This window comes from Polynucleobacter sp. MWH-Svant-W18 (assembly GCF_018687495.1).
Taxonomy (GTDB): domain Bacteria; phylum Pseudomonadota; class Gammaproteobacteria; order Burkholderiales; family Burkholderiaceae; genus Polynucleobacter.
The window spans coordinates 1,364,081-1,387,977 of record NZ_CP061293.1 but is presented as its reverse complement, the minus strand read 5'-3'; the positions used below and the strand labels follow the sequence as shown (position 1 = coordinate 1,387,977).

Sequence of the window (23,897 nt, the reverse complement as noted above, 5' to 3'; positions counted from 1 at the left end):
GACAAGAATGACGGAAAATATACAAAAGAGTCGCAGAGGCTTCATTAAAACTTCAGCACTGGGGGCAACTGCTCTGGGTGTTGGGTTTGTATCAGCATCTGAGCCGGTATTAGCGGCTGCCATTGAGACTGATTTCAATGGCCTTAAAGCGGGCGAGCAAATGATTCCAGTGGGCAGCTTTCAGATGCCTGCCTATGTATCGCGCCCTCAAAATGCAAAAGGATCTTTGCCCATCATTATTGTGGTGAGTGAAATCTTTGGCGTTCACGAATATATTGCCGACGTCACACGTCGTTTTGCAAAGCTTGGATATCTTGCAATTGCCCCAGAGTTTTTTGCTCGTGCGGGTGACCCCAATACTTATGGAACGATTGCTGAAATCTTTACCAACATTATTTCTAAAACCCCCGATTCACAGGTATTGAATGATCTTCAGGCTGCTTTAGTGTGGGCAGGAAAGAATGGCGGAGACCTCAAAAGAGTTGGCGTAACGGGATTTTGTTGGGGCGGTCGGATTACCTGGTTATCGGCAACATTGCCTCAAGTTCGGGCTGGTGTTGCTTGGTACGGTCGCTTGATTGGAGAGAAGACTGAGGGTAATCCTCGTCATCCCGTGGATATTGCCGCCGATTTAAAGGCACCAGTGCTTGGTTTGTATGGTGCTGCTGATACTGGTATTTCTTTAGAGAGTATTGAGCAGATGAAAGCAGCTTTGGCCCAAGCTGCACCGAAAAATCCAGTTGCTAAAGCTTGTCAGTTCGAGATCTACCCTGACGCTCCACATGCCTTCCATGCTGACTATCGCGCCTCTTATCGTGAGGGGCCGGCAAAAGATGGCTGGGAAAAATGTCTGGCTTGGTTCAAGAAAAATGGCGTAGCTTAATTGACCATGTCTGTTCTTCAAAGCATTCTCTTGGTTACCGCACTAGCAGGCACTGCTAGTGTATTAGTGGCGGCTAGCTTCTCTTTATCCATGTTATCGAAGATGGTGAATAACATGGTGAGTTTGTCGGTGGGTATTTTGCTAGCCACTGCTTTGCTCCACTCCTTACCAGAAGCGTTCACCATGGAGGGTGCAAAAACTCAGCCTCTATTTGCGACCTTGCTAGCGGGCTTATTAGGTTTTTTCTTGCTCGAAAAAATTGCTCTATTGCGTCATGATCACCACCATGAAGGCGATGGCCATCATCATCATCACGGACATGATGCTGAGAATGCAGGGCGTAGCGGCTGGATGATTTTGGTAGGTGATGGCATTCATAATTTTGTTGATGGCATCTTGATTGCCGCGGCATTTATGGCTGACTTTCATATTGGCTTCTTTACTGCGATTGCCATCATCGCCCATGAGATTCCCCAAGAGATTGGCGACTTTATAGTGCTGCTAAATGCTGGTTTTTCTAGGGCACGGGCTTTGCTGTACAACCTAATTTCCGGTCTATCAGCGGTGCTTGGTGGGGTGTTGGCGTACTTCTTCTTGGAGAAGGCTCATGCAGCAATGCCCTATTTACTCGTGATTGCTTCTAGTAGCTTTATCTATATTGCAGTAAGCGATTTAATTCCGCAAATGCATCGGCGCCCTCATTGGGTAGAGTCCTTGCGTCAGATTATTTTGATTGCATGCGGTGTAGGATTTGTCATCCTACTGTCTGTCCTGCGCTAAGGCTATTTATAGCTCAACCGGTCTACTCGGATCGGCACACCACTCACTCCAGCTGCCAGCATAGAGTCGAGAACCTTTTAATCCAGCAATTTCCATTGCTAACAAATTATGACAAGCAGTAACGCCTGAGCCGCATTGATGAATCACTTCAGAAGGTTTTCTAGTGCCAAGTGCTTCTACAAAGTTTTTAAATAGTTGTTCTGGTGCTTTGAATGCGGTTGCAGAAAGATTGTTTTTAAAGAAGTAATTGATAGCGCCAGGAATATGTCCACCGACCGGATCTAAAGTTTCATTCTGACCATGAAAGCGATCACTGGCTCTTGCATCAAGCACCAGATTTTTCTGAGGCTCTAAATTGTTGACAACTTCATCGACTAGGACCAAGCCAACGTAAGGCATCGGCTCGATCGATTGCTGACTTGGAGTAGCTTTGCGAGGAATGCTGCCCATGGGACCATTCCAGGCATCTAAGCCGCCGTCTAAGACGCGAACATTGGCGTGGCCAGTTGCTTTAAGCATCCACCAAAGGCGGCTTGCATAGACGGAACCTTGTTTATCGTATGCCACTACTAAGGTGTTTGAACTCATACCTAAGCGGGTTTTGGTTTTTGCCCAAGCTTCGGGTGAGGGTAGCGGGTGCCGACCATTACTACCAGATTTGATTCCAGACAAGTCTTGATCGAGATCGACATAAATCGCCCCGGGAATATGACTTTCTTCATAAGCTTTTCTGCCGGCTTCTGGATTGACTAAATCAAAGCGGCAATCACAGAGCAGTACATTCTCGCCACTATTGAGGATTTCTTCTAACTGGTTTGCGGTAATTAGAGGAGTCATGTGGCTTCCTATTGGTGGGCGAGACGTTATGGAGATCTTACTGAATTATGCGCCCTGAAAGTTCATCACGCGACGGTACCATTCATGAAAATGTTGCATGCCATCTTCCATTGGGCTTTGATAAGGTCCAACCTCGTTAATACCGCGGGCATAGAGGGCGGCACGACCTTGATCCATGCGCTCGCCAATTTCATCATCTTCAATACAAGTTTCCATATAGGCAGCCCGCTCTGACTCCACGAACTCCCGCTCAAATAGCGCGATTTCTTCGGGATAGTAGAACTCAACAATATTGCGAGTCTTGTTAGGGCCCATGGGGTGCAAAGTGGAGACGCAGAGAACGCCTGGATACCACTCCACCATCACATTGGGGTAGTAGGTCAGCCAGATAGCGCCGTGACGCGGGGCTTTACCATCAAATTGACGCAAGACTGCTTCATGCCAATTGCGATAAGTTGGCGAGCCTGGGGTTTGCAAGTCCTTATGAATGCCAACCGTTTGTACGCTGTGCCAATCCCCGAATTCCCAATGCAAGTCTTCACAAGAAACAAACTTACCTAGACCAGGATGAAACGGCACTACATGGTAGTCCTCAAGGTAAACCTCGATAAACGTTTTCCAGTTGTAATTGCAGTCATGTACCTCAACATGGTCGAGCATGTAACCATCAAATTTCAGGTCATCAGCAACACCAAGTTTGGCAAGATCGTTTCGTACATCACGGGGACCTTCAAATAAAAGTCCTTGCCAATTTTGCAGAGGAGATTTGCCTAAATTGAGACAAGGCTTGTCTTCAAAATGGGGCGCACCTAATAACTGGCCATTTAAATCGTAAGTCCAGCGATGCAGAGGGCAAACAATATTGTCTGCCTTGCCTTTGCCATTGAGCATGCGTGCTTGACGATGACGGCAAACATTAGAAAGCAGTTCTACGCCCGATTCATTACGAACCAGAATGCGACCTTCATTCTCTGCGCTTAATGTTTGATAGGAACCAATTTCCGGCACCATGAGTTCGTGGCCAACATAGCCAGGACCCTGCTTGAATAGCAGTTCAATTTCCCGCTGATATAAATCAGCGTCAAAATATGCCGAAACCGGCAGTTGTAAGTTGGACGGCGCAAGCTTCTGCGCGGTAGCCAGATTAGTCATTCTCCCCACCCCCGAAAACGTCAGCCGAAGCTAAGCGGAATAACCAATCCAACCATCGACGGATCGATATTGGAAAGGAAGGGGTGGATTATACCCATCTGAGTGGCATAACGCTTTAATATGTAGGGCTATCCGTACAGGAAACACCAAGGAAATCGCTTATGCCCAGCAAAAAGTCAGAAACTCAAAAACCCGGTCTTGAGGTCCAAATTGACCCGGATTTGCGCTATGAGCAGGCTGTTAAGGAGCTTGAAAAGCTGATTTCGGACATGGAGTCAGGTAAGTTTTCCTTGGAGGAGACTTTATTGGCCTATCAACGTGGAGCTGCACTACTAAAGCACTGCCAAGGCGTGCTGGCCCAAGTTGAACAACAAGTGCGTGTTTTTGAGGCTGAATGAGCCCGGATTATCAATTTCAGGATTGGGTGCAATCGCACTCTGCGCGAACTGAGGCGGCATTAGATAGCCTGCTGGATTCTGCGCAAACAACGCCTAGTCGTTTGCATGAAGCAATGCGTTATGCAGCGCAGGGGGGTGGTAAGCGTATTCGACCCTTATTAGTTTACGCAGCAGGTTCGCTTGGGAATGCTCCAGCAGAAGTATTGGACGCTGCAGCAGCAGCCATTGAATGTATTCATGCCTATTCATTGGTGCATGATGATTTGCCTTGCATGGACGATGATGATTTACGTCGTGGTCGTCCTACTGTGCACAAAGCTTTTGATGAAGCAACAGCACTACTCGTTGGCGACGCATTGCAGACACGTGCTTTTGAGATTCTTGCTCAAGCACCCTGCGATGCTGGTACCCGATTACGCATGATTACTGCGCTAGCAGCTGCATCGGGTTCACGTGGTATGGCTGGCGGTCAAGCCATCGACTTAGAAAGCGTTGGTAAAAAACTCGATCTTGCTGGCTTAAAGCAGATGCATGCATTAAAGACCGGTGCGCTTCTCTCTTGTGCTGTGGAGTTGGGTGGAATTGCAGCCCAACTTAATCAGGCCCAAATGATTCAATTACAAAACTATTCAGCAGCGCTAGGTTTAGCGTTTCAGATTGTTGATGATGTCTTAGATGCAACTGCGGATAGTCAAACCTTAGGTAAAACAGCGGGTAAAGACGCTGCTAACGCAAAGCCCACCTATGTGACCTTGATGGGTTTAGACTATGCACAGAAGCAAGCACAGGAGCTGCAGGTCGCTGCGCTTGCGAGCTTAGATCATTTTGGCAATCAGGCACAGGCCTTAAAAAATTTAGCTCTACTGGTGGTCAATAGAGGCAAATGAGCGAAATCAAAATAGATGAAATACCCCGAATGACTTTAGATTCCATTAACTCTCCGCAAGACTTAAAAAAACTCAGCCGCGAAGAACTGCCAGCTCTGGCTGATGAGTTGCGCCAGTTTGTGTTGGATTCTGTATCGAAGACTGGTGGGCACCTTTCTTCCAATCTGGGCACAGTAGAGTTATCGATTGCATTACATTATGTTTTTGACACGCCAGACGATCGCATTGTGTGGGATGTTGGTCATCAAAGTTATCCACACAAAATTCTGACTGGTCGTCGGAAACGCATGAATACCCTGCGTCAGTTCAAAGGCTTATCAGGATTTCCGCATCGTGCTGAAAGTGAGTTTGATGCATTTGGTACTGGCCATTCATCGACTAGTATCTCTGCCGCCATGGGAATGGCTAGGGCCTTCCAAACCAAAGGTGAACGGCATGTGGCCGTTGCGGTCATTGGCGATAGCGCGATGACTGGTGGCATGGCATTTGAGGCAATGAACAACGCAGGTGTCTACGATGATTTACCGCTCGTTGTGATTCTCAATGACAACGATATGTCGATCTCGCCAGCCGTGGGCGCGCTGAATCGTCACTTAGCCAGATTGCTCAGTGGCAATATTTACTCCGCAACGAAAAAGGGCATCGATAGCGTGCTCTCGATTGCTCCACCTCTTCGAGAATTTGCAAAACGTCTTGAAGATCATGCCAAAGGCATGGTTTCACCGTCGACGATCTTCCAAGAGTTTGGGTTTAATTATTTTGGTCCAATCGATGGTCATGATTTGGATGCTTTGGTGCCCATGTTGCAAAACGTGCGGCGTTTAGCGCTGGAGGGCCGTGGCCCACAGTTCTTGCATGTTGTTACCAAAAAAGGCCAAGGGTATGAGTTGGCAGAAGCGGATCCCGTCTTGTATCACGGACCAAGCAAATTTAACCCTGAAGAAGGTGTGAAAAAAGCTGCTGTCACCAAGAAAACCTTTACGCAAGTATTTGGTGAGTGGTTATGCGATATGGCTCATGCCGATCCATTGCTTGTCGGAATTACACCAGCCATGCGCGAAGGCTCTGGCTTGGTAGAGTTTGAGCAGAAGTTTCCAAAACGTTACTACGACGTTGGTATTGCTGAGCAGCATGCAGTCACCTTTGCTGCGGGTATGGCTTGCGAAGGCATGAAGCCAGTCGTAGCAATCTATTCCACCTTCTTGCAGCGTGCTTACGATCAACTCATTCATGATGTGGCATTGCAAGATCTACCAGTATTGTTTGCTTTAGACCGCGCTGGTCTCGTAGGCGCTGATGGTGCAACCCATGCTGGCGCGTATGACATTCCTTTCTTGCGCTGTATTCCAAATATGTTGGTGATGACGCCTGCGGATGAGGCAGAGTGCCGAGATTTATTGACCACTGCATTTCATCAACCACACCCCAGCGCGGTTCGTTACCCAAGGGGTGCTGGAATCGGTGCTATGCCTTCTAAAGAGTTGCGCACCCTGCCACTGGGTAAAGGCGAGATTCGACGTAAATCAACTGCAACTGCAGGACAGCGCGTTGCCATCTTGGCGTTTGGTACTTTGTTGTATCCCGCATTAGAAGTTGCAGAGAGTATTGATGCTAGTGTTGCCAATATGCGTTTTGTCAAACCATTAGATGTTGATCTGATTAAAGTTTTAGCGGCTGATCACGATTATTTTGTGACGATTGAAGACGGGGCGATTGCAGGCGGTGCCGGTAGTGCGTGCCTTGAAGCTTTATCGAATCTCGGTATTAACAAACCCCTTTTGCAATTAGGTCTTCCCGATCAATTTATTGAGCATGGCGATTACGCCTTGCTCATGAGCAAGTGTGGCTTGGATGCAGAGGGCATTCAGAATGCTATTGGGCGTCGTTTTCCTGCAATAGCAGCATTAAATTCGGTGGTTTCAGGCAAATAAGCCCGTTTTGCTTGAAAATAGAGCCATGAATGACATGAATCCCGCATTTTTAAAAGCCAGCGCCATGCCGGATGTGCAATCCACCTTGGATGAGCGCGCCTTGCCAATCGAGCAAGTGGGCATTCGTGGTGTACGTCATCCCCTAACCATTCGGAATGCGACAGGGAACTTTCCCTCAGTAGGTACTTTTGAGATGGATGTGGCATTACCAGCTCATGTCAAAGGTACACACATGTCGCGTTTTATGGCCTTGCTACAAAAGCAAGACCATGCTGTTGATAGCACTACCGTTGTAGCACTTGTAAAAGAAATGTTGCCTTTGCTCGATGCTAAAGAAGGTCATGTGCAATTTACTTATACCCACTTCGTAAAAAAAGCTGCCCCAGTATCTGGTGTTGAAAGCTTGATGGATTATGAAGTGACTTGGATGGCTACTGCCAAACAAAATACAGCTGGTAGTACCGATGTTGAATTGGGTTTACGTGCACAAGTACCAGTGATGAGTTTATGTCCTTGCTCTAAAGAGATCTCTGAGTTTGGTGCTCACAACCAACGCTCACATGTCACGATGACGGTAGTCCTAGATTCACAAACCAAAATGACGGTTGAAGATTTGGTTGCTGCTGCAGAAAGCGAAGCATCTAGTGAGTTGTGGGGTTTACTCAAGCGCCCTGATGAGAAGTGGGTAACGGAGCACTCTTATAGCAATCCTAAGTTTGTCGAAGACTTGGTGCGCGATGTAGCTGGCAAGCTGAAGGCTGATGAGCGAATTCGTTCTTTTGTGGTTGAGGCTGAAAACTTTGAGTCTATTCATAACCACAGCGCTTTTGCGCGCATTAGTCACCAGAAGTAAACCCTTTTTTCTCCTCATTACTTGAGGTTATTGCTCTCCAAATCCCAGCGGGGTTTGATATCAAAGGCTCCAGAAGTTGTGGAGCCATTATTTTTGGCAAGCATCCGTAATGCTCCAGCAAAAGCAATCATCACGCCATTGTCAGTGCATAACTCGAGTGGTGGATAGTGCACTTCGAAGTGATTCTTGAGCGCTTTGTCATTGAGAGCGTTACGCAATTGCAAGTTTGCGCCTACGCCACCCGCAAGTACTAAATGTTTACAAGTAGTTTGCTTGAGTGCTTTTTCAGATTTACTCACTAAGACTGCAACGATGGCATCCACAAAACTTCGTGCCAGATCTGCATGAAATTGTGCGACTTCAGTTGCATCTACTGTTTTTTGCTCTTCAAACTTTTTCACTTGATTGAGAACAGCAGTTTTTAATCCAGAGAAGGAAAAATCTAAATCACCAGAGTGCAGCATCGGTTTAGGTAAGTCAAATATTCCGACGCGCCCCTTTTCTGCTAATTTAGAAATCGCAGCGCCACCGGGGTAGTCAAGACCTAATAGCTTGGCAGTCTTATCAAATGCTTCGCCTGCGGCATCGTCTAAGGTTTCGCCCAAGAGTTCATATTGGCCTATGCCAGAGACTTTCATCAGCTGGGTATGGCCCCCAGAAACCAAAAGGGCAATAAAAGGAAATTGGGGGGCGGTTTGTCCTAAAAGCGGGGAAAGTAGATGTCCCTCGAGGTGATGAACCCCAATCGAGGGCAAATTAAGGCCTTGAGCCAGGGATTTGGCAAAGGCACTGCCGACGAGGAGGGCGCCAGCCAATCCCGGCCCCTGAGTGAAGGCCACGGCATCAATATCTGTCAATTTGAGGCCAGATTTGGCCAAAGATTCATCCAAAAGGGGCAAAACACGGCGAATGTGGTCACGGGAGGCGAGCTCAGGTACGACACCCCCATAATCCCGGTGCATGACGATTTGAGAGTGCAAACCTTGGCCCAGAATGCCTTTAAAGGCAGGTTTTCCCTCTTCCCAGGGGGTCGTGTTGTATAAAGCCACCCCGGTCTCGTCACAAGAAGTTTCTATGCCTAAAACAATCATTTTTTCGCTTGGTCGTGCTAGAATCGCAATTCAGTTAATTTTTTCGATACCTATCGAGCATATACGAGTTAAATAAGTATGACTACAGTCCGCCTCCGCGAAAACGAACCATTTGAAGTGGCATTGCGCCGTTTCAAGCGCACCATTGAAAAAAATGGTCTTTTGACAGACTTGCGTGCCCGCGAGTTTTACGAGAAGCCAACGGCTGAGCGTAAGCGTAAAAAGGCTGCCGCTGCTAAACGCCATTACAAGCGTATTCGCAGCCAAATGTTGCCTAAGAAGCTTTACTAATAGAATTTAAAGCTCTCTTCACCGAGAAGCTTTGAAACCCGCTGACGGTGAAACGCAGCGGGTTTTTGCTTTTTAATTGCCTGGTACATTCAACATTAGGAACAATGCAATGAGTCTGAAAGATCAAATTACCGAAGATATGAAAAATGCAATGCGTGCTAAAGAGACAGCACGTCTTGGCACCATTCGCCTATTGTTGGCTGCAATCAAGCAGCGTGAGGTGGATGATCGCATTGTGCTTGATGATGCAGCGATTATTGCCACTATTGAAAAAATGATTAAGCAACGCAAAGACTCTATTTCTCAGTTTGAAAAAGCAGGGCGCGATGATTTGGTGGCGATTGAAGCTGCTGAGATGGTAATTTTGCAAGATTACATGCCCGCTCAAATGTCTGATGCTGAGGTAGAGGCAGCAGTGGCTGCAGCGGTTGCGACTACTGGCGCAGCAGGCCCTCAAGATATGGGCAAGGTGATTGGTGTTCTCAAGGCTCAATTGGCTGGTAAGGCTGATATGGGTAAGGTTTCTGGCCTGGTAAAAGCCGCACTCGCAAAATAAGAGAACTCATCGCATACTCCTAGCCTTATGGCGCTCATTCCACATTCCTTCATTGCCGATCTTTTAAATCGGGTTGACATCGTTGATGTGGTTGGGCAACACGTAAAGTTAAAAAAGGCAGGCGCAAACTATCAAGGTTTGTGTCCCTTTCATTCAGAGAAGTCCCCATCTTTTTCCGTATCACCCACTAAACAGTTCTATCACTGCTTTGGTTGTGGCGCACATGGCTCAGCTATCAGTTTCATGATGGAGTATTCAGGCCTCGGTTATGTCGATGCGATTGAAGATCTTGCGAGATCTGCGGGTTTAGATGTGCCACGTGAAGAGCGCACCGCTAATGATGTGGCAAGACAGCAGCAGGCAATGGCCCTAAGTGAGGTGATGAGTTCAGCGGCAGATTGGTATCGTCAGCAACTGAAGGGCAGTACTCGTGCAGTTGAATACTTAAAAGGCCGCGGTCTTACTGGCGAAATCGCTAAACGCTATGGACTCGGTTATGCACCAGATGGTTGGCAAGGTCTTGAGGCGGTATTTGGTCCATACACCAACGATGAGGTCGCTAAGACCTTGGTGGAAGGTGGCCTAGTGATTCAGGGGGAGCAGTCTGAAGGCGCTCCTGCAGATAAACACCCGGTAAAACGCTACGATCGTTTCCGTGATCGAGTGATGTTCCCAATTCGCAATCCCAAGGGTCAAACGATAGGCTTTGGCGGCCGTATTCTCGATCAAGGTGAACCTAAGTATTTAAATTCTCCAGAGACACCACTATTCTCAAAGGGCAACACGCTTTATGGCTTGTTTGAAGCCAGACAAGCGATCCGTGCGCAAGAATATGTTCTAGTGTGTGAAGGCTATATGGATGTTGTCGCCTTGGCGCAATTGGGTTTTCCAAATGCAGTGGCTACGCTTGGCACGGCATGTACTGCAAATCATGTGCGGATGCTTTTACGTCAAACCGATAAAGTCGTGTTTTCCTTTGATGGTGACTCAGCAGGTCAGCGCGCCGCTCAGCGTGCCTTAGAAGCTTGCTTGCCACTCATGTCAGATGATAAAGAAATTCGCTTCTTATTTTTACCTACTGAACATGACCCAGATAGTTATGTTCGTGCTTACGGTGCACCCGCTTTTGAAAAAGTCATTAAAGAAGCTATGTCACTTTCAAGCTTCTTCTTTAAGGTAGTCAGTGAGGATCATGAGTTAACGACTCCAGAGGGCCGAGCCCATACCCATCATGCGGCCAAGCCTCTATTACTCTCAATGCCACCAATTGCGTTGCGTACTCAGATCCTGCGTGAACTGGCGATTCGCACCAATACTACGCCTGCAGAACTTGAGGCTTTTTGTGGCTTAACTGTAGCCCCTGCGCCAGCGCCAAGCACTTACTCAAGTAATGCGGGAAGACCGCAAAATAGTTTTGTAAATTCAGGCAATCGCGCGCAAGGTGCACCATGGCAAGCATCTAAAGGTTCTGCCAAAAGAGTTGCCACACAAAATATTGAGCCACCTAAAGCCCCAATGGATTTGGCTGAGCAAATGTTGCGTGTCTTAATTCAATTCCCGCATTTGGGAAAAGCACTTGATGCTAATCAGCGTGCTCTTGCATTAAAAGCGGCTGAACAACGATCAAGCAAAGCACTAGAGCTCATGCAAGATTTATTAGTGCAATGTGATCTTGTGGAGTTGGTCCAGGGTGAGAACGGCAAACCTGCGATTGTTGGTGCAGGTGCATTTGCCATGTTTCAAGATCAACTTTCAAGAAGCGCCTTAGCCCCACTTTATGAAGTGCTCAGAAAGCGGGTGATGGACTCAGATCTGGATCTAGAGGGCGCAACTGCAGATCTAGAAGGCGCCTTTAAAAAGCTAGAGCTTTCTCAGCTCAAACAAGAAATGACGGAAATTGCCCAAAAGATCGCTGGGAGCGCTGCCAATGAGCAAGATCGAGCGAGATATCGGGAATTGGGTGAAAAGCTGAAATTCTCCTAAGAATTTACTGAAACATCCCAAGAAATTCTCTGAAATTACCCCATATTTAATACTATTAGGGGCTAAAAAAAGTCGGAATCGACTATAATCCTCTGTTCCCAAGAAAAAAATGAATTAATTCAGCCACTTGCGCTTTATTTTGATGAAATTTGGGGTAAGTGAGTTACGGGGCTGTACTTAATCAGTCGATATCTATAACAGTAATGTGAGTAAGTGCTAATCAATGCCTAATACCAAGACCAAAAAACCAGTTAAACCAGCAACAAAGGCGCCAGCTAAGCCAGCTGCCAAAACAGTTGCTAAGCCAGCCGCTAAATCTACCAGTAAGCCAGTAGCTAAAAAAGTTGCGGCTAAGCCAGTAGCAAAAACTAAGGTCATTGCTAAGCCAGCAAAAGCCCCAGTTAAAACTGCAAAAGCACCTGCTAAGCCAGTAGCTAAAAAAGTTGCGGCTAAGCCAGTAGCAAAAACTAAGGTCATTGCTAGGCCAGCAAAAGCCCCAGTTAAAACTGCAAAAGCACCTGCTAAGCCAGTAGCTAAAAAAGTTGCGGCTAAGCCAGTAGCAAAAACTAAAGTGCTTGCCAAGACTGTAAAGGCAGCCAAGCCAGTTGCTAAAGTTCCCGCTAAGGCTCCCGCTAAAGCGCCGGCTAAGTTGCCAGCTAAAGTTGCTGTAAAAACAGTTGCAGCTAAGGTGCCTGCAAAACCGGTCAAGGTTGAGCCAGTTAAAAAAGCAAAAGCAGCAGCTCCCGTAAAAGTTGAAGAAGTTAAAGGCAAGAAAGCCAAGACTGTTGAAGCTGAAGTTCCAGCAGTCGAAGAAGAGAAAAAGACGCGCGGTCGTAAGGCTAAGGTCGACGCTCCAGCTGAGGGTGCTGAACCGGTTTTAACGGACCGTCAAAAAGCACGTGAGCGTAAAGCCAAAGAGAAAGCGCTCTTAAAAGAATTTGCTGCACAACAGCTCGGCACTGAAGAGCAACAAGAGCTCCGTCGTGCTCGCCTCAAAACATTGATCAAGATGGGTATGTCCAAGGGTTATCTAACCCATGGCGAGATGAATGACGTGATGTCTGATGAGTTATCTGATGCAGATGCATTAGAAACTTTGATCAGCTTATTGAATGACATTGGTATTACTGTTTATGAGCAAGCGCCTGATGCAGAAACATTAATTCTGTCAGATAACACAGCAGCTGCAGCTTCTGAAGAAGAGGCCGAAGAAGAAGCTGAAGCCGCACTCTCTACAGTAGATTCAGAATTTGGTCGCACTACCGATCCAGTCCGTATGTATATGCGTGAGATGGGTACCGTGGATCTTTTGACTCGCGAAGGCGAGATTGTGATTGCCAAGAAGATTGAGGCTGGTCTCAAAGACATGGTGATGGCACTGGCTGCTTGTCCAGTCACAATCGCAGAAATTCTTGCTAACGTCGACAAGATTGCTAGCGGCGAGATGGAGATCGACCAGTTTGTAGATGGCTTAGTTGATCCAAACGCAGAAGATATCAAGTTGGGACCTGAAGAGCCAGAGATCGACCCTGATGCAGAAGAGGGTGATGAGGGTGAAGAGGATGAAGGCGGCGGTGGCGGCGGTGCTGCTACAGCTAACGCTAAACAGCTCGAGGAACTCAAGCAAATCTCTTTAGAAAAGTTTGCGATTGTTCGCACGCAAGCTGACAAGATGCGTCGTGCCTTTGATAAGGATGGCTATAACTGCCCTGCTTATATCAAAGCACAAGATGCTATCCGTGGAGAGCTCCTAGGCTTCCGCCTTACTGCGAAGAGTGTTGAGAAGTTATGTGACACCATGCGCTCACAGGTTGACCAAGTGTGGAAGCTTGAGCGCGGCATCGTGAGCTTGTTAGTAGATAAAGTAGGCGTTAATCGTGGAGAAGTACTCAAAGACTTTCCTAAGATGTCTATGGATCTGACCTGGACTGAGAAGTTACTCAAAGATAACAAGCCTTACAGCGCACTCTTGCAACGTAACGTTCCTGCAATTCAAGAGCTGCAGCAGAAGTTGATTGATATTCAAAAGAATGTAGTGATTCCGCTTCCTGAGTTGAAAGAAGTCAACAAGCAAATGATCGCTGGCGAGAAGCGTGCCCGTGAAGCGAAGCGTGAGATGACCGTAGCTAACTTACGTTTGGTGATCTCCATTGCTAAGAAATACACCAATCGTGGCTTGCAGTTCTTGGATTTGATTCAAGAGGGCAATATTGGTTTGATGAAGGCGGTAGATAAGTTTGAATACCGTCGTGGCTATAAGTTCTCTACCTACGCAACTTGGTGGATTCGTCAGGCAATTACCCGCTCTATTGCTGACCAAGCCCGTACGATCCGTATTCCTGTTCATATGATCGAGACGATCAATAAGATGAACCGCATCAGCCGTCAAATCTTGCAAGAAACTGGTCATGAGCCAGATGCTGCAACCTTGGCTCTGAAGATGGAGATTCCTGAAGACAAGATTCGTAAGATCATGAAGATTGCTAAAGAGCCAATCTCTATGGAGACACCAATTGGTGACGATGAAGACTCTCATTTGGGCGACTTCATTGAAGATGGCAACACCTTGGCTCCAGCAGAAGCAGCTTTGCATGAATCTATGCGTGATGTCGTCAAAGACGTGCTGGACTCATTAACACCACGTGAGGCAAAAGTATTGCGCATGCGCTTTGGTGTAGAGATGAGCACTGACCATACTCTCGAAGAAGTAGGTAAGCAGTTTGATGTTACTCGTGAGCGTATTCGTCAGATTGAGGCGAAGGCTCTCAGAAAAATGCGTCACCCAAGCCGTAGCGACAAACTCAAGACCTTCCTCGAAGAGGATTGATTGAAGGATTAACGGGCCTATAGCTCAGTTGGTTAGAGCAGAGGACTCATAAGAAAGAAGCCCTAGGGGTCTTGTAACAAAGACCTCAATAGATTCAAGAGGTTAGTGGTGAATTAGGCGATATAAATTCACTACACACCGCGTACACACCGAAGCAAAAACCGAGGTGTGTAGTAAATGCGGTTTTAGTGTGGTTTTGAAGTGGTAAACACCAGCAGTAAGGTGTGTAGTAAATGTAACGATTAAGGGCCTATAGCTCAGTTGGTTAGAGCAGAGGACTCATAGCGAAAGTTGTGCCTTATGCGTGGAAACTGCATAAGGGATGGTGTCAAATTCGGAGAAAGCTAAATGTAGCCAAAAGCTGCACAAGCTAACGCCGAGCGAAGCTTAGTAGAAATACTTTGAACGTGTAGAGACTAGACGGCACCCATCTAAGTGAGGATGTAAATCTTTATATGATGAAGGCATAGTCCAGGGAGTAGTGAAAGCTACACAAACCGGAATCCTTTGGTCCCAGGTTCAAGTCCTGGTGGGCCCACCAGCAATGTCAACGACTTAGGGAGAAATTCCTAAGTCGTTTTTCTTTACATGATTAATTGAGTGAATACTTCTTGCAACGATTTTGGTTTATTCTGCGCAGAATGACCCTAGAAAAATTATGAACATTAATTCCGACTACAGTAAGAGAGTTGTCATGAGTCATCATGACTTACCTTGGGTTCCCAGTCCTGAGTCAGGCATTGAGAGACGAATGCTAGATCGACTTGGCGATGAAGTGGCAAAAGCAACTTCAATAGTGCGTTATCAACCTGGATCTCAATTTAAATCCCATACCCATGAATTCGGTGAGGAAATTTTGGTTTTGGATGGAGTTTTTAGCGACGAGACCGGTAGCTATCCTGCTGGGACTTACATCATGAATCCTCCAGGTTCTTCGCATGCCCCTTTTAGTAATCCAGGCTGCACACTATTTGTAAAACTCAGACATCTTGGATTGGATCAAGTTGTGCGGGAGATTGTTGACACTAATACTGCGCCTTGGTACCAGGGCATGGTTTCAGGCCTTACGGTCATGCCCTTGATGCAACAGGGAGGTGGGTCAAGCTTAGTTCGTTGGGCACCGCAAACCTATTTCAACCCGCATAAGCATTATGGGGGCGAGGAAATCTTTGTAGTGGATGGTGTATTTGAGGATGAGCATGGACGTTATCCGGCTGGATCATGGATTAGAAGTCCCCACATGAGTTTGCACCAACCCTTTAGCAAAGAAGGCTGTACTATTTTTGTGAAGACAGGGCATTTAATAGATTAAAAATGGAGAAAGGGGCGCTTAGCTTGTTATCTATCACAACATATATTCCATGGTGATCTCAGGTAATATCTTGTAAGGATTCAGAATCAGTCCAAAGTTTGGAGACCACTTGAAATTTCCTCAATATTTTGTAGTGCTGCTTTCAGTACTCTTAAGCGCTTGTGCCAATGATGTTGGATTGAACTTTGCACATTCCTATACCGGGGATAATGCTTTGGATAATCCGAATATCATAGTTACCAAACAAGATGTCCTTATTTCTAAAGATCAGCCGCTGTCATCAATGACATTTGCGATATCGGATCAAGTTCAAGCTAAATTACCTGAATTAGCCAAGCGGGGATTCTCTCAGGAGCAATTTGCGCAAACGATCAAGACAAGACTCATGAATGCAGGCTTGCTTAATGAGGCAAGCAATAGTGGGCTCAAGCTAGAGTTAAATTTAGTGGATGCCTATCTATTAAGTACTACCGGATCAATCATTTTGGCTAGTCAAGACACCGTACTGGATATGGCTAGATATAATTATTCTCAGATATCAGCCATCATTAAAGATGCCCAAGGGAATGTGCTTGATAACTATATGTATTCAAGATATACAGAATGTGATTACTGCGATGCAAAACATAGAGCTCAGAATGTCTATGATGTTGCTGCAGCCCTAACAGTTAGAGCAATTTCTGTAAAAGGGCATTGATTTTAATGTTTAGCAGAACACTCTTTTAATCAGACGCGATATAAACCAAGGTTACTGATGAATAACCCTCCTGTGCACCTCTTTAATTTTGATGTCCTATTGTTGGGAGGTGTGATTCTCCTTTTGATGCTGATTTTTCATGCTGTCTACAACTATTTTGTTACCAATACATACCAAAACACTTCTAGAAAATTGATTCAGAGTCAGAATTATCGATATACCCTATTTCTTTTTTACGCAATGTCGTTTGTATTGGTTGGTTCTCATTTGATTGAGATCTATCTATGGGGAGTCGCTCTTTTTTATTTTAGTTTAGTGCCCAATCTAGACCAGGCTATTTTCTTTGCAGGCAGTTTCTACACAACGGTAGGGTATGGCAGCATTCCACTCCCATCCGGTTGGGATTTAATGGTCGTCATCATTGCTCTAAATGGGATGGTCGCATTTGGTTGGACGATTGCCAATTTAGCCAACATGCAGCGTACAGTACATGTTGCGCGTAGACTGGCCAAATCAGATGGCTATTTTATGTAAGTCGTCTCACTAAGTATGGCCTGATACGCCATTACTTTTTAAGGCGGTACCCGGTTTTAAAGATCCAAATGACTACCGCAATCGATAGCGCTAAAAAAGAGATCGTCATTCCTAGACTGATCCAAAGAGAGACATCCTCTATACCGTAAAAACTCCAACGGAAGCCACTAATCAAATAGACCACTGGGTTTCTATCCCTCTATGACTAAAAATGTCATGAATAAGTGCTAAAAAGAGGTCTAAGCACTGAAATAGTCAGCAAGGATCATTCATTGAATATTGTCTTAATCGTCGGTAGTGCACCAGATGCAATCAGAATCAAGGATTGGGACCTTTCTGGGATTACCTCCTGTGTGGTGATTAATAACGCCTGGCAATTAATTGAGCATTGGGATTATTTAATTTATCCAGAAGATTTTCCAGTAGATCGCCTCCCATCCTCTCCAGTTCTCGCCCAAAAGAATGTGATTACGGCAAAAGAGTTTGTTCCAGAGCAAAATCATTTTGGCGGCTTTGTATATGCAGGCGGCACAATGGCATTTACTGCGGGTTACTGGGCTCTTGGAGCCCTCAAGCCAGATGTGATTGCATATTTGGGATGCGATATGGTTTATTCACAAGCAACTGTCAATCCCACCCATTTCTACGGCGTTGGTACACCCGATCCCTTACGTGCTGATATTACTTTGCAGTCGCTGGAAGCAAAGTCCGTCCGCTTCATGGCGATTGCTCAAATGAACCATTGTCGTGTTGTCAATTTATCTGAATTGCCTGAATCAAGGCTCTTGTTTCAGAAAGTAGCATTTTCCAAATTGATGAGCCTTACAGAAAAAAGGCAGCTAGACGATTCAGACCTCAATCTTGATGCGAATATAGTGAGCAAAGCCTTGGGCATTGAAGAGAAATTATCTTACATGGCTCCATCTGGGCGCTATTGGGAAGTGATTGATCATTTTGATCCGATGAAGCTGAGCGAAATCGACTCGCTTTGGCTCAGTTCAGTCTCCTAAGTAAGCAATATTGCGCCCTTCAGATGGTTGGGTTTGTTATATGACCTCAAAGTGTGGGGATATTGCAATATTAGGTAGGGGAGTAACATTGCTTAAATACAGTGCAATTTAAGATCTCACAAGGCATGAACTCATGATCGATACCTTTATCTTCAGCAGAATTCAATTTGCGGCCAATATTACTTTTCATATTTTGTTTCCAACGATTAGCATTGCTTTAGGTTGGTTTCTTTTTTATTTCAAGCTCAAACATATTCGCACACAAGTATCTATTTGGAATGATGCCTATAAATTTTGGGTGAAGATTTTTGCTCTCACGTTTGCTCTTGGAGTTGTCTCCGGCATCACGATGAGTTTTCAGTTTGGAACCAATTGGCCTGGTTATATGGAAACCGTTGGAAATATAGCGGGGCCATTGCTGGGATATGAAGTACTGACAGCCTTCTTTTTAGAAGCCACTTTCTTAGGTGTCATGCTATTTGGTAAAGATCGGGTATCTCCAAAAGTCCATCTATTGGCTTGCTTTCTAGTTGCCTTTGGAACAACCTTGTCAGCATTTTGGATTATTGTGCTCAATTCTTGGATGCAAACCCCACAGGGCTTCGAGATGATTAACGGTCAAGCCCATGCAACTAGTTGGCTTGCAATTGTGTTTAATCCATCGATGCCCTATCGTCTGGCACACATGCTAACTGCTTCATTTTTGACTGCTAGCTTTGTGTTAATCGGTGTGTCTTGTTATCGAATTGCTCGAAACTCCCAATCAGCAGTGAATGGGCATGTATTGAAACTTGCTTTAACCGTTGCGGCAGTGCTGGTTCCATTGCAAATTTTTCTGGGGGATCTCCACGGACAAAATACCCTGCAATACCAGCCAGCAAAATTAGCGGCTATGGAAGGTATTTGGAATACCCAAAAGAATGTTCCTGCAGTCTTGTTCGCAATACCCGATCAGCAAACCAAAACCAATTTATATGAGATTGCTATACCCAATTTAGCCTCGGTGTATTTAACCCATACTTGGGATGGTGAGGTTCAAGGTCTCAATGCATTTCCCAATGAGACTCCACCCGTAGCGCCAGTCTTTTTTGCCTTCCGAATTATGGTGGGCATTGGCATGCTTATGCTACTGGCTGCTTGGTTGGGTAGATGGTATCTATACAAGCAAAAGCAATTACCGATGTGGCTCACCAAGTCCATGGTGTGGATGACATTTTCAGGCTGGGTGGCAGTGGTCTCAGGTTGGTATGTCACTGAGATTGGCAGGCAGCCCTTTTTAGTGGCAGGCGTGCTAAGGACTGTAGACGCAGTGACCAATCAACCCAGTGGCATCGTATTTAGTACCTTGCTCTTGTATCTCATTTTGTACCTCTGCCTTCTGAGCGCCTATATTTGGACTATTTTTTACATGGCCCGCGGTGCCGATGTTCCTCATGATGGTGTTCAGGAAAAATTTCCGAATATTTCCACTTCACCTTATTTAAAGTTGGGGGAATAGCATGAATTACGCCCTTGCCCAAAATTGGTTGCCCCTCTTTTTCTTGTTTGCGATGGGCCTATCGATCTTTCTCTATGTGATCTTGGATGGCTATGACCTGGGAGTAGGCATCCTATTAAATGCTGTCGATGATTCTGAAAAAGATCAAATGATTTCTTCGATTGGCCCCTTTTGGGATGCGAATGAAACTTGGATCGTACTGGGTGTAGGCGTCTTATTAATAGCCTTTCCGATGGCACATGGCGCAATCTTGCATGATCTCTATCTGCCTGCCGCATTCATGTTGATGGCGCTGATACTTCGTGGCGTTTCTTTTGACTTTCGGGTGAAGGTCAATGTAGAGCAAAAACCCTTGTGGAACGCCTTATTTTTTATCGGTAGCCTAGTAGCCACTTTTTGTCAGGGAGTCATGATAGGCCGCGTGATTTTGGGTCTTGAGAATAGTTTATATGCCTGGTTGTTTGCAGTTTTGGTAGGTATTTGCTTGCCGTTTGGATACTGTTTATTAGGGGCAACTTGGTTAATTTTAAAAGCAGAAGGTGAATTGCAAATTAAGGCAATTACTTGGGCGAGGAAAAGTTTGTTTATGACTGGCGTTTGCATTGTCATTATTTCTGCTGCAACACCGCTGGTTAGCCATCAAATGTTTGAGAAGTGGTTTTCCTTCCCCAATATTCTGTATTTAGCGCCAATTCCGTTGCTGATTATTTTATGTTTTAGCTTAATTATTCGCCGTCTCAAAAAAATTGCAGGCGGTCATCTACAACGAGAGTGGAGCCCATTTCTTTTAACGATTGCTATCTTTACTTTATCGTTTATTGGAATTGCTTACAGCTTATTTCCATATTTGGTACTTGATAAGATGGATATCTGGCAAGCAGCTTCTGCTACCGAATCGCTGTGGGTGATTTTCATTGGAGTGGTTGTGGTGTTGCCAGCGATTTTGGCTTATACCTTCATGACTTACCGAATTTTTTGGGGTAAGACTAAGCCTCTGAGTTATTACTAAATCCGGGCATTAACCTTCATTTCAGGCCCTGGGGCTGCTGGCAAGCCGTGGTCTTTTGTGATTCCTATAGTTTTTTTGATTGATATCTCCAAAATAAAATGCCAACCTCAAGGTTGGCATTTTGTCTTTGGGCGTAGCGCTCTATTTGATCCAGCTCACAAAATTCTCCTTCGCTCTCCTTACTTTTTTAAGATTAAGCAACCAGTCTTCGTCAGCTTTTCTATAGCCAAGTGGGAGCATTACTACGCTGCGTAAGCCCCGCTCCTTGAGATTCAGCAGTGTATCTAGTGCTTGTGGATCAAAGCCCTCCATCGGGGTGCTATCCACCTCTTCATAGGCTGCTGCAATGAGAGCAGTGCCCAGGCCAATGTAGGCTTGTTTGGAAGTGTGGTTGAAATTGATTTCAGGGTCTCTGTTCGGGTAATTTTTGAGAAGCATTTGCCGGTAAGCGGTTCCGGATTCACTGGTGAAATTACGAATCTTCTCGGTCATATCAAACGCAGCATTAATGCGCTCTGTAGTGTAGTTATCCCAGGCTGCAAAGACGAGTAAGTAGCTGCAGTCTGTGATTTGAGATTGTCCGTTCGCAATCAGTTGAATCTTTTCTCGAATCTGCGGATTGCTAATGACGATTACCTCATAAGGCTGCAAGCCGCTAGAGCTGGCAGTTAAGCGAATAGCCCCTAAAATTTGGTCTAGTTTCTCCGGCGGAACTACCTTTGTTGGATCCATCTTTTTAGTGGCGTAGCGCCACTGCAGCTTATCAATGAGACTCATATTTTTCCCTAAATTTATTGCTTCAGAGATTCAATTTTAGTTTAATCTGTCATATATAGGCGAATAGTTTTGACCTGAAGAAAAGCTTATATTGTTTAATCAATTGCAGGAGTAATGATGAATCAAAAAATGGCCAAGCAATTTTTAGCGATAGCAGTTTCAAGCACATTAGCCTTTGTGCCCCTTTCAAGTAATGCATGTACTAGTTTTCTATTGAAGGGCAATGACAATGGATTTGTGTATGGCCGCACGATGGAGTTTGGCCTTCCCCTGAAATCTCAGTTAACGCTTATTCCCAGAAATCTACCGATGCTTGGCGTCGGTGTTGATAGTAAGCCAGGTTCAGGGCTGAATTGGACTACTAAGTATGCAGTCGCTGGTATGAATGGCCTAGGAATGCCAGTTTTAGTCGATGGTATGAACGAGAAGGGTCTAGTGGGAGGCTTATTGAATGCCCCCAATACCGCGGTATATCAGGCCGTCAGCCCGGCAGACTCTGCTAATAGTATTGCTTCGATTCAGATGTTGCTTTATGCCCTAAGTAATTTTGCAAGCGTTGATGAAGTGAAGGCAGGTTTTCAGAAAATTAAAGTAAACCGCTCCATCATTCCTGCCTATAACAATCAATCTGCACCAGTGCGTATGACCTTGCATGATGCCAAAGGTAAAAGCATTGTGATTGAGTATTTGAAGGGTGAATTAGTGATTACTGATAATCCCACTGGCGTTATGACCAATGATCCTGCATTCAGAGATCAACTAAACAACATTGGGAATTATGCCAATCTCACAAGTGTTGAGAAGAATCCCATAGTCATCAATGGCGCCAGTTTTGTACCCCCAAGCTCAGGCAGTGGCCTGCATGGCTTGCCTGGAGATTATTTGAGTCCAAGTCGCTTTATCCGTGCGTTATTTTTAACAAAGTCGGTTCCCTCTAGCTACACAACAGCTCAACAAACTAATACTGCTTGGCACATCTTAGGTAGTTTTGATATTCCACCAGGTGCGATTAGTTTACCTGCAACGAATGCTTATGGTGGTGGTGCTGGCGGTATTGAAGTTACGGAGTGGAGCGTCGTTGCAGATAATAAAAATATGATCTACTACCTCAAAATGTTTGAGACTACGAATATCTATTCTTTTGATATGAAGAAGATGGATGTCAATGCAAAAGAAATCAAGTACTACAAATTAGATAAGCCACAAGCTGTTATTTCAATTAATTAAAGACTAGATGAGTGACTATGATTAAGTCATTTAACCCTTGTAGTCTGGAGAATGCCTCCAATATTTAATATTGCTGCTGAAAGTGCAGAGCGGTCTTAATGGTCTGGAAATGGATATCTACGGTGGATTCCATTTCCTTGCCGTAACCGCCTGCCATTGAAATGGCGATGGGTAGTTTTTGATCGAGTGCAAAAGCAAAAACTCTCTCATCTCTTAAGCGCATTCCCTCTTTGCTCAGTTTGAGTCTTCCTAAGCGGTCGCCCTCATGGGGGTCCGCACCTGCAAGGTAAATTAAGCAGTCTGGCTTGAATCTGGAGTCAAGTTGACTGAGGCTGTCCTCTAGCGCTAGTAAGTAGGTTTGGTCATCACAGCCATCAGGAAGTCCAATGTCTAAATCGCTCAACTCCTTCTTGAATGGAAAATTGTTTTCTCCATGAATCGAGAGCGTAAAGATTGAGGGATCTTGTTGCAAGATAGCTGCTGTGCCATTGCCCTGATGAACATCTAAATCAATAATGGCGACCTTTAATTTTGCATTTACTTCTTTTTGTAGGGTTCGTGCAGCAATTGCAGAGTCATTAAAGATGCAAAAGCCACTGCCGAGATCGCGATAGGCGTGATGGGTACCGCCAGCTAGATTAATTGCAATGCCTTCTTGTAGAGCATTTTTAGCTGCTGCAACGGTAGCTCCAGCAGAGCGGCGTGAGCGCTCCACCATTTTCTCGCTCCAGGGAAAGCCAATCTCTCTTTGTTCTTCTGCGCTTAATTTACCTTCAATGATCTTGATGAGATAAGAAGGGTCGTGTGCATACAAAATTTGGGTATCGCTTGCTGCGGGAGCTTCAACGAGTTCAATGTCATCGAGTGTGGCGACCAAATCTCTCAAACGAGAATACTTTTCCATTGGGAAGCGATGCCCTGCTGGTAGCGGTAATATGAAATGATCGGTATAAAACGCCTTCAAATTTCACTCGAATATTGTTTCAAAATATCCAAAGGAACCGTCTCAAGCGCTTTAATATGGGTACTTTCCAGTTTAAGTAACGGTGCACAGTGGGCCTTGGCCGCTTCAACCCAACGAGTTATGCACAGACACCATTGGTCTCCTGCAACTAGGCCAGGAAATTGATATTCTGGTCTGGGGGTAATTAAGTCATTGCCTTTTTCAAGGCTAAATTGCAGAAATTCTGTAGTGACCACTGCACAAACTAAGTGACTACCCACATCCTCTTCATTGGTTTTGCAGCAACCATCACGCAAGAAGCCCGTAAGGGGGGCAAAAGAGCAGGGAATGAGCGGCTCTCCAAATACGTTTAGGGCAACTTCTTTGTTCATGACTTCCTTTGAGTGTGTTCTCAGCTAGT

General features: G+C 45.5%; 23 protein-coding genes and 1 pseudogene. 17 read left to right on the top strand and 7 right to left on the bottom strand.

Features of this window, described 5'->3' with window-relative positions; genetic code table 11:
- The first annotated feature begins 7 nt into the window (after positions 1 to 7).
- Together C2757_RS07025 and C2757_RS07020 are read left to right on the top strand one after the other, a co-directional pair.
- Entirely contained in the window at positions 8 to 883 is an 876-nt protein-coding gene (locus C2757_RS07025; RefSeq protein ID WP_215373811.1) for a dienelactone hydrolase family protein, read from the top strand.
- 6 nt (positions 884 to 889) lie between these two features.
- Entirely contained in the window at positions 890 to 1,663 is a 774-nt protein-coding gene (locus tag C2757_RS07020; protein ID WP_215373809.1) for a ZIP family metal transporter, read from the top strand.
- A gap of 6 nt (positions 1,664 to 1,669) precedes the next feature.
- On the opposite strand, the gene C2757_RS07015 is transcribed toward C2757_RS07020, so the two are convergent.
- Together C2757_RS07015 and C2757_RS07010 are read right to left on the bottom strand one after the other, a co-directional pair.
- Positions 1,670 to 2,500: a sulfurtransferase gene (locus C2757_RS07015; protein ID WP_215373807.1), complete on the bottom strand. Its 831-nt coding sequence runs from the start codon at positions 2,498 to 2,500 to the stop codon at positions 1,670 to 1,672.
- Between the two features lie 45 nt (positions 2,501 to 2,545).
- Positions 2,546 to 3,652 carry an SRPBCC family protein gene (locus tag C2757_RS07010; RefSeq protein WP_215373805.1) on the bottom strand — a complete coding sequence of 369 codons (1,107 nt, stop codon included), beginning with the start codon at positions 3,650 to 3,652 and terminating at the stop codon, positions 2,546 to 2,548.
- Positions 3,653 to 3,813: 161 nt separating this feature from the next.
- Here C2757_RS07010 and xseB point away from each other — a divergent pair, with 161 nt between their 5' ends.
- Genes xseB through folE2 form a run of 4 tightly spaced genes read left to right on the top strand, consistent with a single transcriptional unit; the run spans position 3,814 to position 7,721 of the window.
- Positions 3,814 to 4,050 (top strand): exodeoxyribonuclease VII small subunit, encoded by a 237-nt coding sequence (gene xseB, locus C2757_RS07005; RefSeq protein ID WP_215373804.1) that lies wholly within the window; start codon positions 3,814 to 3,816, stop codon positions 4,048 to 4,050.
- Positions 4,047 to 4,937: a polyprenyl synthetase family protein gene (locus C2757_RS07000; RefSeq protein WP_215373802.1), complete on the top strand. Its 891-nt coding sequence runs from the start codon at positions 4,047 to 4,049 to the stop codon at positions 4,935 to 4,937. Before xseB ends, C2757_RS07000 begins: the two co-directional genes overlap by 4 nt.
- Before the next feature lie 29 nt (positions 4,938 to 4,966).
- Entirely contained in the window at positions 4,967 to 6,868 is a 1,902-nt protein-coding gene (gene dxs, locus C2757_RS06995) for a 1-deoxy-D-xylulose-5-phosphate synthase (RefSeq protein ID WP_215373800.1), read from the top strand.
- A 25-nt stretch (positions 6,869 to 6,893) separates the two neighbouring features.
- A complete protein-coding gene (gene folE2 / locus C2757_RS06990) occupies positions 6,894 to 7,721 on the top strand; it encodes a GTP cyclohydrolase FolE2 (RefSeq protein WP_215373798.1) in 828 nt (275 codons plus the stop codon).
- Between the two features lie 17 nt (positions 7,722 to 7,738).
- On the opposite strand, the gene tsaD is transcribed toward folE2, so the two are convergent.
- On the bottom strand, positions 7,739 to 8,812 hold the full coding sequence (tsaD, locus tag C2757_RS06985) for a tRNA (adenosine(37)-N6)-threonylcarbamoyltransferase complex transferase subunit TsaD (RefSeq protein WP_215373797.1): 1,074 nt from the start codon (positions 8,810 to 8,812) through the stop codon (positions 7,739 to 7,741).
- Between the two features lie 78 nt (positions 8,813 to 8,890).
- Here tsaD and rpsU point away from each other — a divergent pair, with 78 nt between their 5' ends.
- The 7 genes from rpsU to C2757_RS06950 all read left to right on the top strand — a co-directional run bounded on the left by rpsU (position 8,891) and on the right by C2757_RS06950 (position 17,012).
- Positions 8,891 to 9,103 carry a 30S ribosomal protein S21 gene (gene rpsU, locus C2757_RS06980; RefSeq protein WP_011903537.1) on the top strand — a complete coding sequence of 71 codons (213 nt, stop codon included), beginning with the start codon at positions 8,891 to 8,893 and terminating at the stop codon, positions 9,101 to 9,103.
- 109 nt (positions 9,104 to 9,212) lie between these two features.
- Positions 9,213 to 9,659 (top strand): GatB/YqeY domain-containing protein, encoded by a 447-nt coding sequence (locus tag C2757_RS06975; RefSeq protein WP_215373795.1) that lies wholly within the window; start codon positions 9,213 to 9,215, stop codon positions 9,657 to 9,659.
- A gap of 27 nt (positions 9,660 to 9,686) precedes the next feature.
- Positions 9,687 to 11,642 (top strand): DNA primase, encoded by a 1,956-nt coding sequence (gene dnaG / locus C2757_RS06970; RefSeq protein ID WP_215373793.1) that lies wholly within the window; start codon positions 9,687 to 9,689, stop codon positions 11,640 to 11,642.
- A gap of 223 nt (positions 11,643 to 11,865) precedes the next feature.
- Entirely contained in the window at positions 11,866 to 14,469 is a 2,604-nt protein-coding gene (gene rpoD, locus C2757_RS06965) for an RNA polymerase sigma factor RpoD (protein ID WP_215373791.1), read from the top strand.
- Between the two features lie 658 nt (positions 14,470 to 15,127).
- Entirely contained in the window at positions 15,128 to 15,781 is a 654-nt protein-coding gene (locus C2757_RS06960) for a cupin domain-containing protein (RefSeq protein WP_215373790.1), read from the top strand.
- A gap of 109 nt (positions 15,782 to 15,890) precedes the next feature.
- Positions 15,891 to 16,478 (top strand): hypothetical protein, encoded by a 588-nt coding sequence (locus C2757_RS06955; RefSeq protein WP_215373788.1) that lies wholly within the window; start codon positions 15,891 to 15,893, stop codon positions 16,476 to 16,478.
- Between the two features lie 57 nt (positions 16,479 to 16,535).
- Entirely contained in the window at positions 16,536 to 17,012 is a 477-nt protein-coding gene (locus tag C2757_RS06950) for a potassium channel family protein (RefSeq protein ID WP_215373786.1), read from the top strand.
- 31 nt (positions 17,013 to 17,043) lie between these two features.
- Here C2757_RS06950 and C2757_RS09015 read toward each other — a convergent pair.
- Positions 17,044 to 17,202 (bottom strand): annotated as a pseudogene (locus tag C2757_RS09015) (sugar ABC transporter permease); the annotation flags it as partial.
- 82 nt (positions 17,203 to 17,284) lie between these two features.
- On the opposite strand from C2757_RS09015, the gene C2757_RS06945 reads away from it, so the two are divergent.
- From C2757_RS06945 to C2757_RS06935, 3 genes are all read left to right on the top strand, one after another.
- The gene (locus tag C2757_RS06945) at positions 17,285 to 18,022 is read left to right on the top strand and encodes a hypothetical protein (protein ID WP_215373784.1); all 738 of its coding nucleotides are present in this window, start codon (positions 17,285 to 17,287) and stop codon (positions 18,020 to 18,022) included.
- 133 nt (positions 18,023 to 18,155) lie between these two features.
- On the top strand, positions 18,156 to 19,520 hold the full coding sequence (locus C2757_RS06940) for a cytochrome ubiquinol oxidase subunit I (RefSeq protein WP_215373783.1): 1,365 nt from the start codon (positions 18,156 to 18,158) through the stop codon (positions 19,518 to 19,520).
- A 1-nt stretch (position 19,521) separates the two neighbouring features.
- Positions 19,522 to 20,529, top strand: coding sequence for a cytochrome d ubiquinol oxidase subunit II (locus tag C2757_RS06935; protein ID WP_215373781.1), 1,008 nt, complete (start codon positions 19,522 to 19,524; stop codon positions 20,527 to 20,529).
- A 141-nt stretch (positions 20,530 to 20,670) separates the two neighbouring features.
- Here the strand turns inward: C2757_RS06935 and C2757_RS06930 are convergent, their stop codons facing one another.
- Positions 20,671 to 21,306: an NAD(P)H-dependent oxidoreductase gene (locus C2757_RS06930; RefSeq protein ID WP_215373779.1), complete on the bottom strand. Its 636-nt coding sequence runs from the start codon at positions 21,304 to 21,306 to the stop codon at positions 20,671 to 20,673.
- Between the two features lie 114 nt (positions 21,307 to 21,420).
- Here C2757_RS06930 and C2757_RS06925 point away from each other — a divergent pair, with 114 nt between their 5' ends.
- A complete protein-coding gene (locus tag C2757_RS06925; protein ID WP_215373777.1) occupies positions 21,421 to 22,533 on the top strand; it encodes a linear amide C-N hydrolase in 1,113 nt (370 codons plus the stop codon).
- Positions 22,534 to 22,597: 64 nt separating this feature from the next.
- Here C2757_RS06925 and C2757_RS06920 read toward each other — a convergent pair whose 3' ends face one another.
- Entirely contained in the window at positions 22,598 to 23,497 is a 900-nt protein-coding gene (locus C2757_RS06920; protein ID WP_215373775.1) for a histone deacetylase, read from the bottom strand.
- A complete protein-coding gene (locus C2757_RS06915; RefSeq protein ID WP_215373774.1) occupies positions 23,494 to 23,868 on the bottom strand; it encodes a DUF2237 family protein in 375 nt (124 codons plus the stop codon). Before C2757_RS06915 ends, C2757_RS06920 begins: the two co-directional genes overlap by 4 nt.
- Positions 23,869 to 23,897 lie beyond the last annotated feature (29 nt).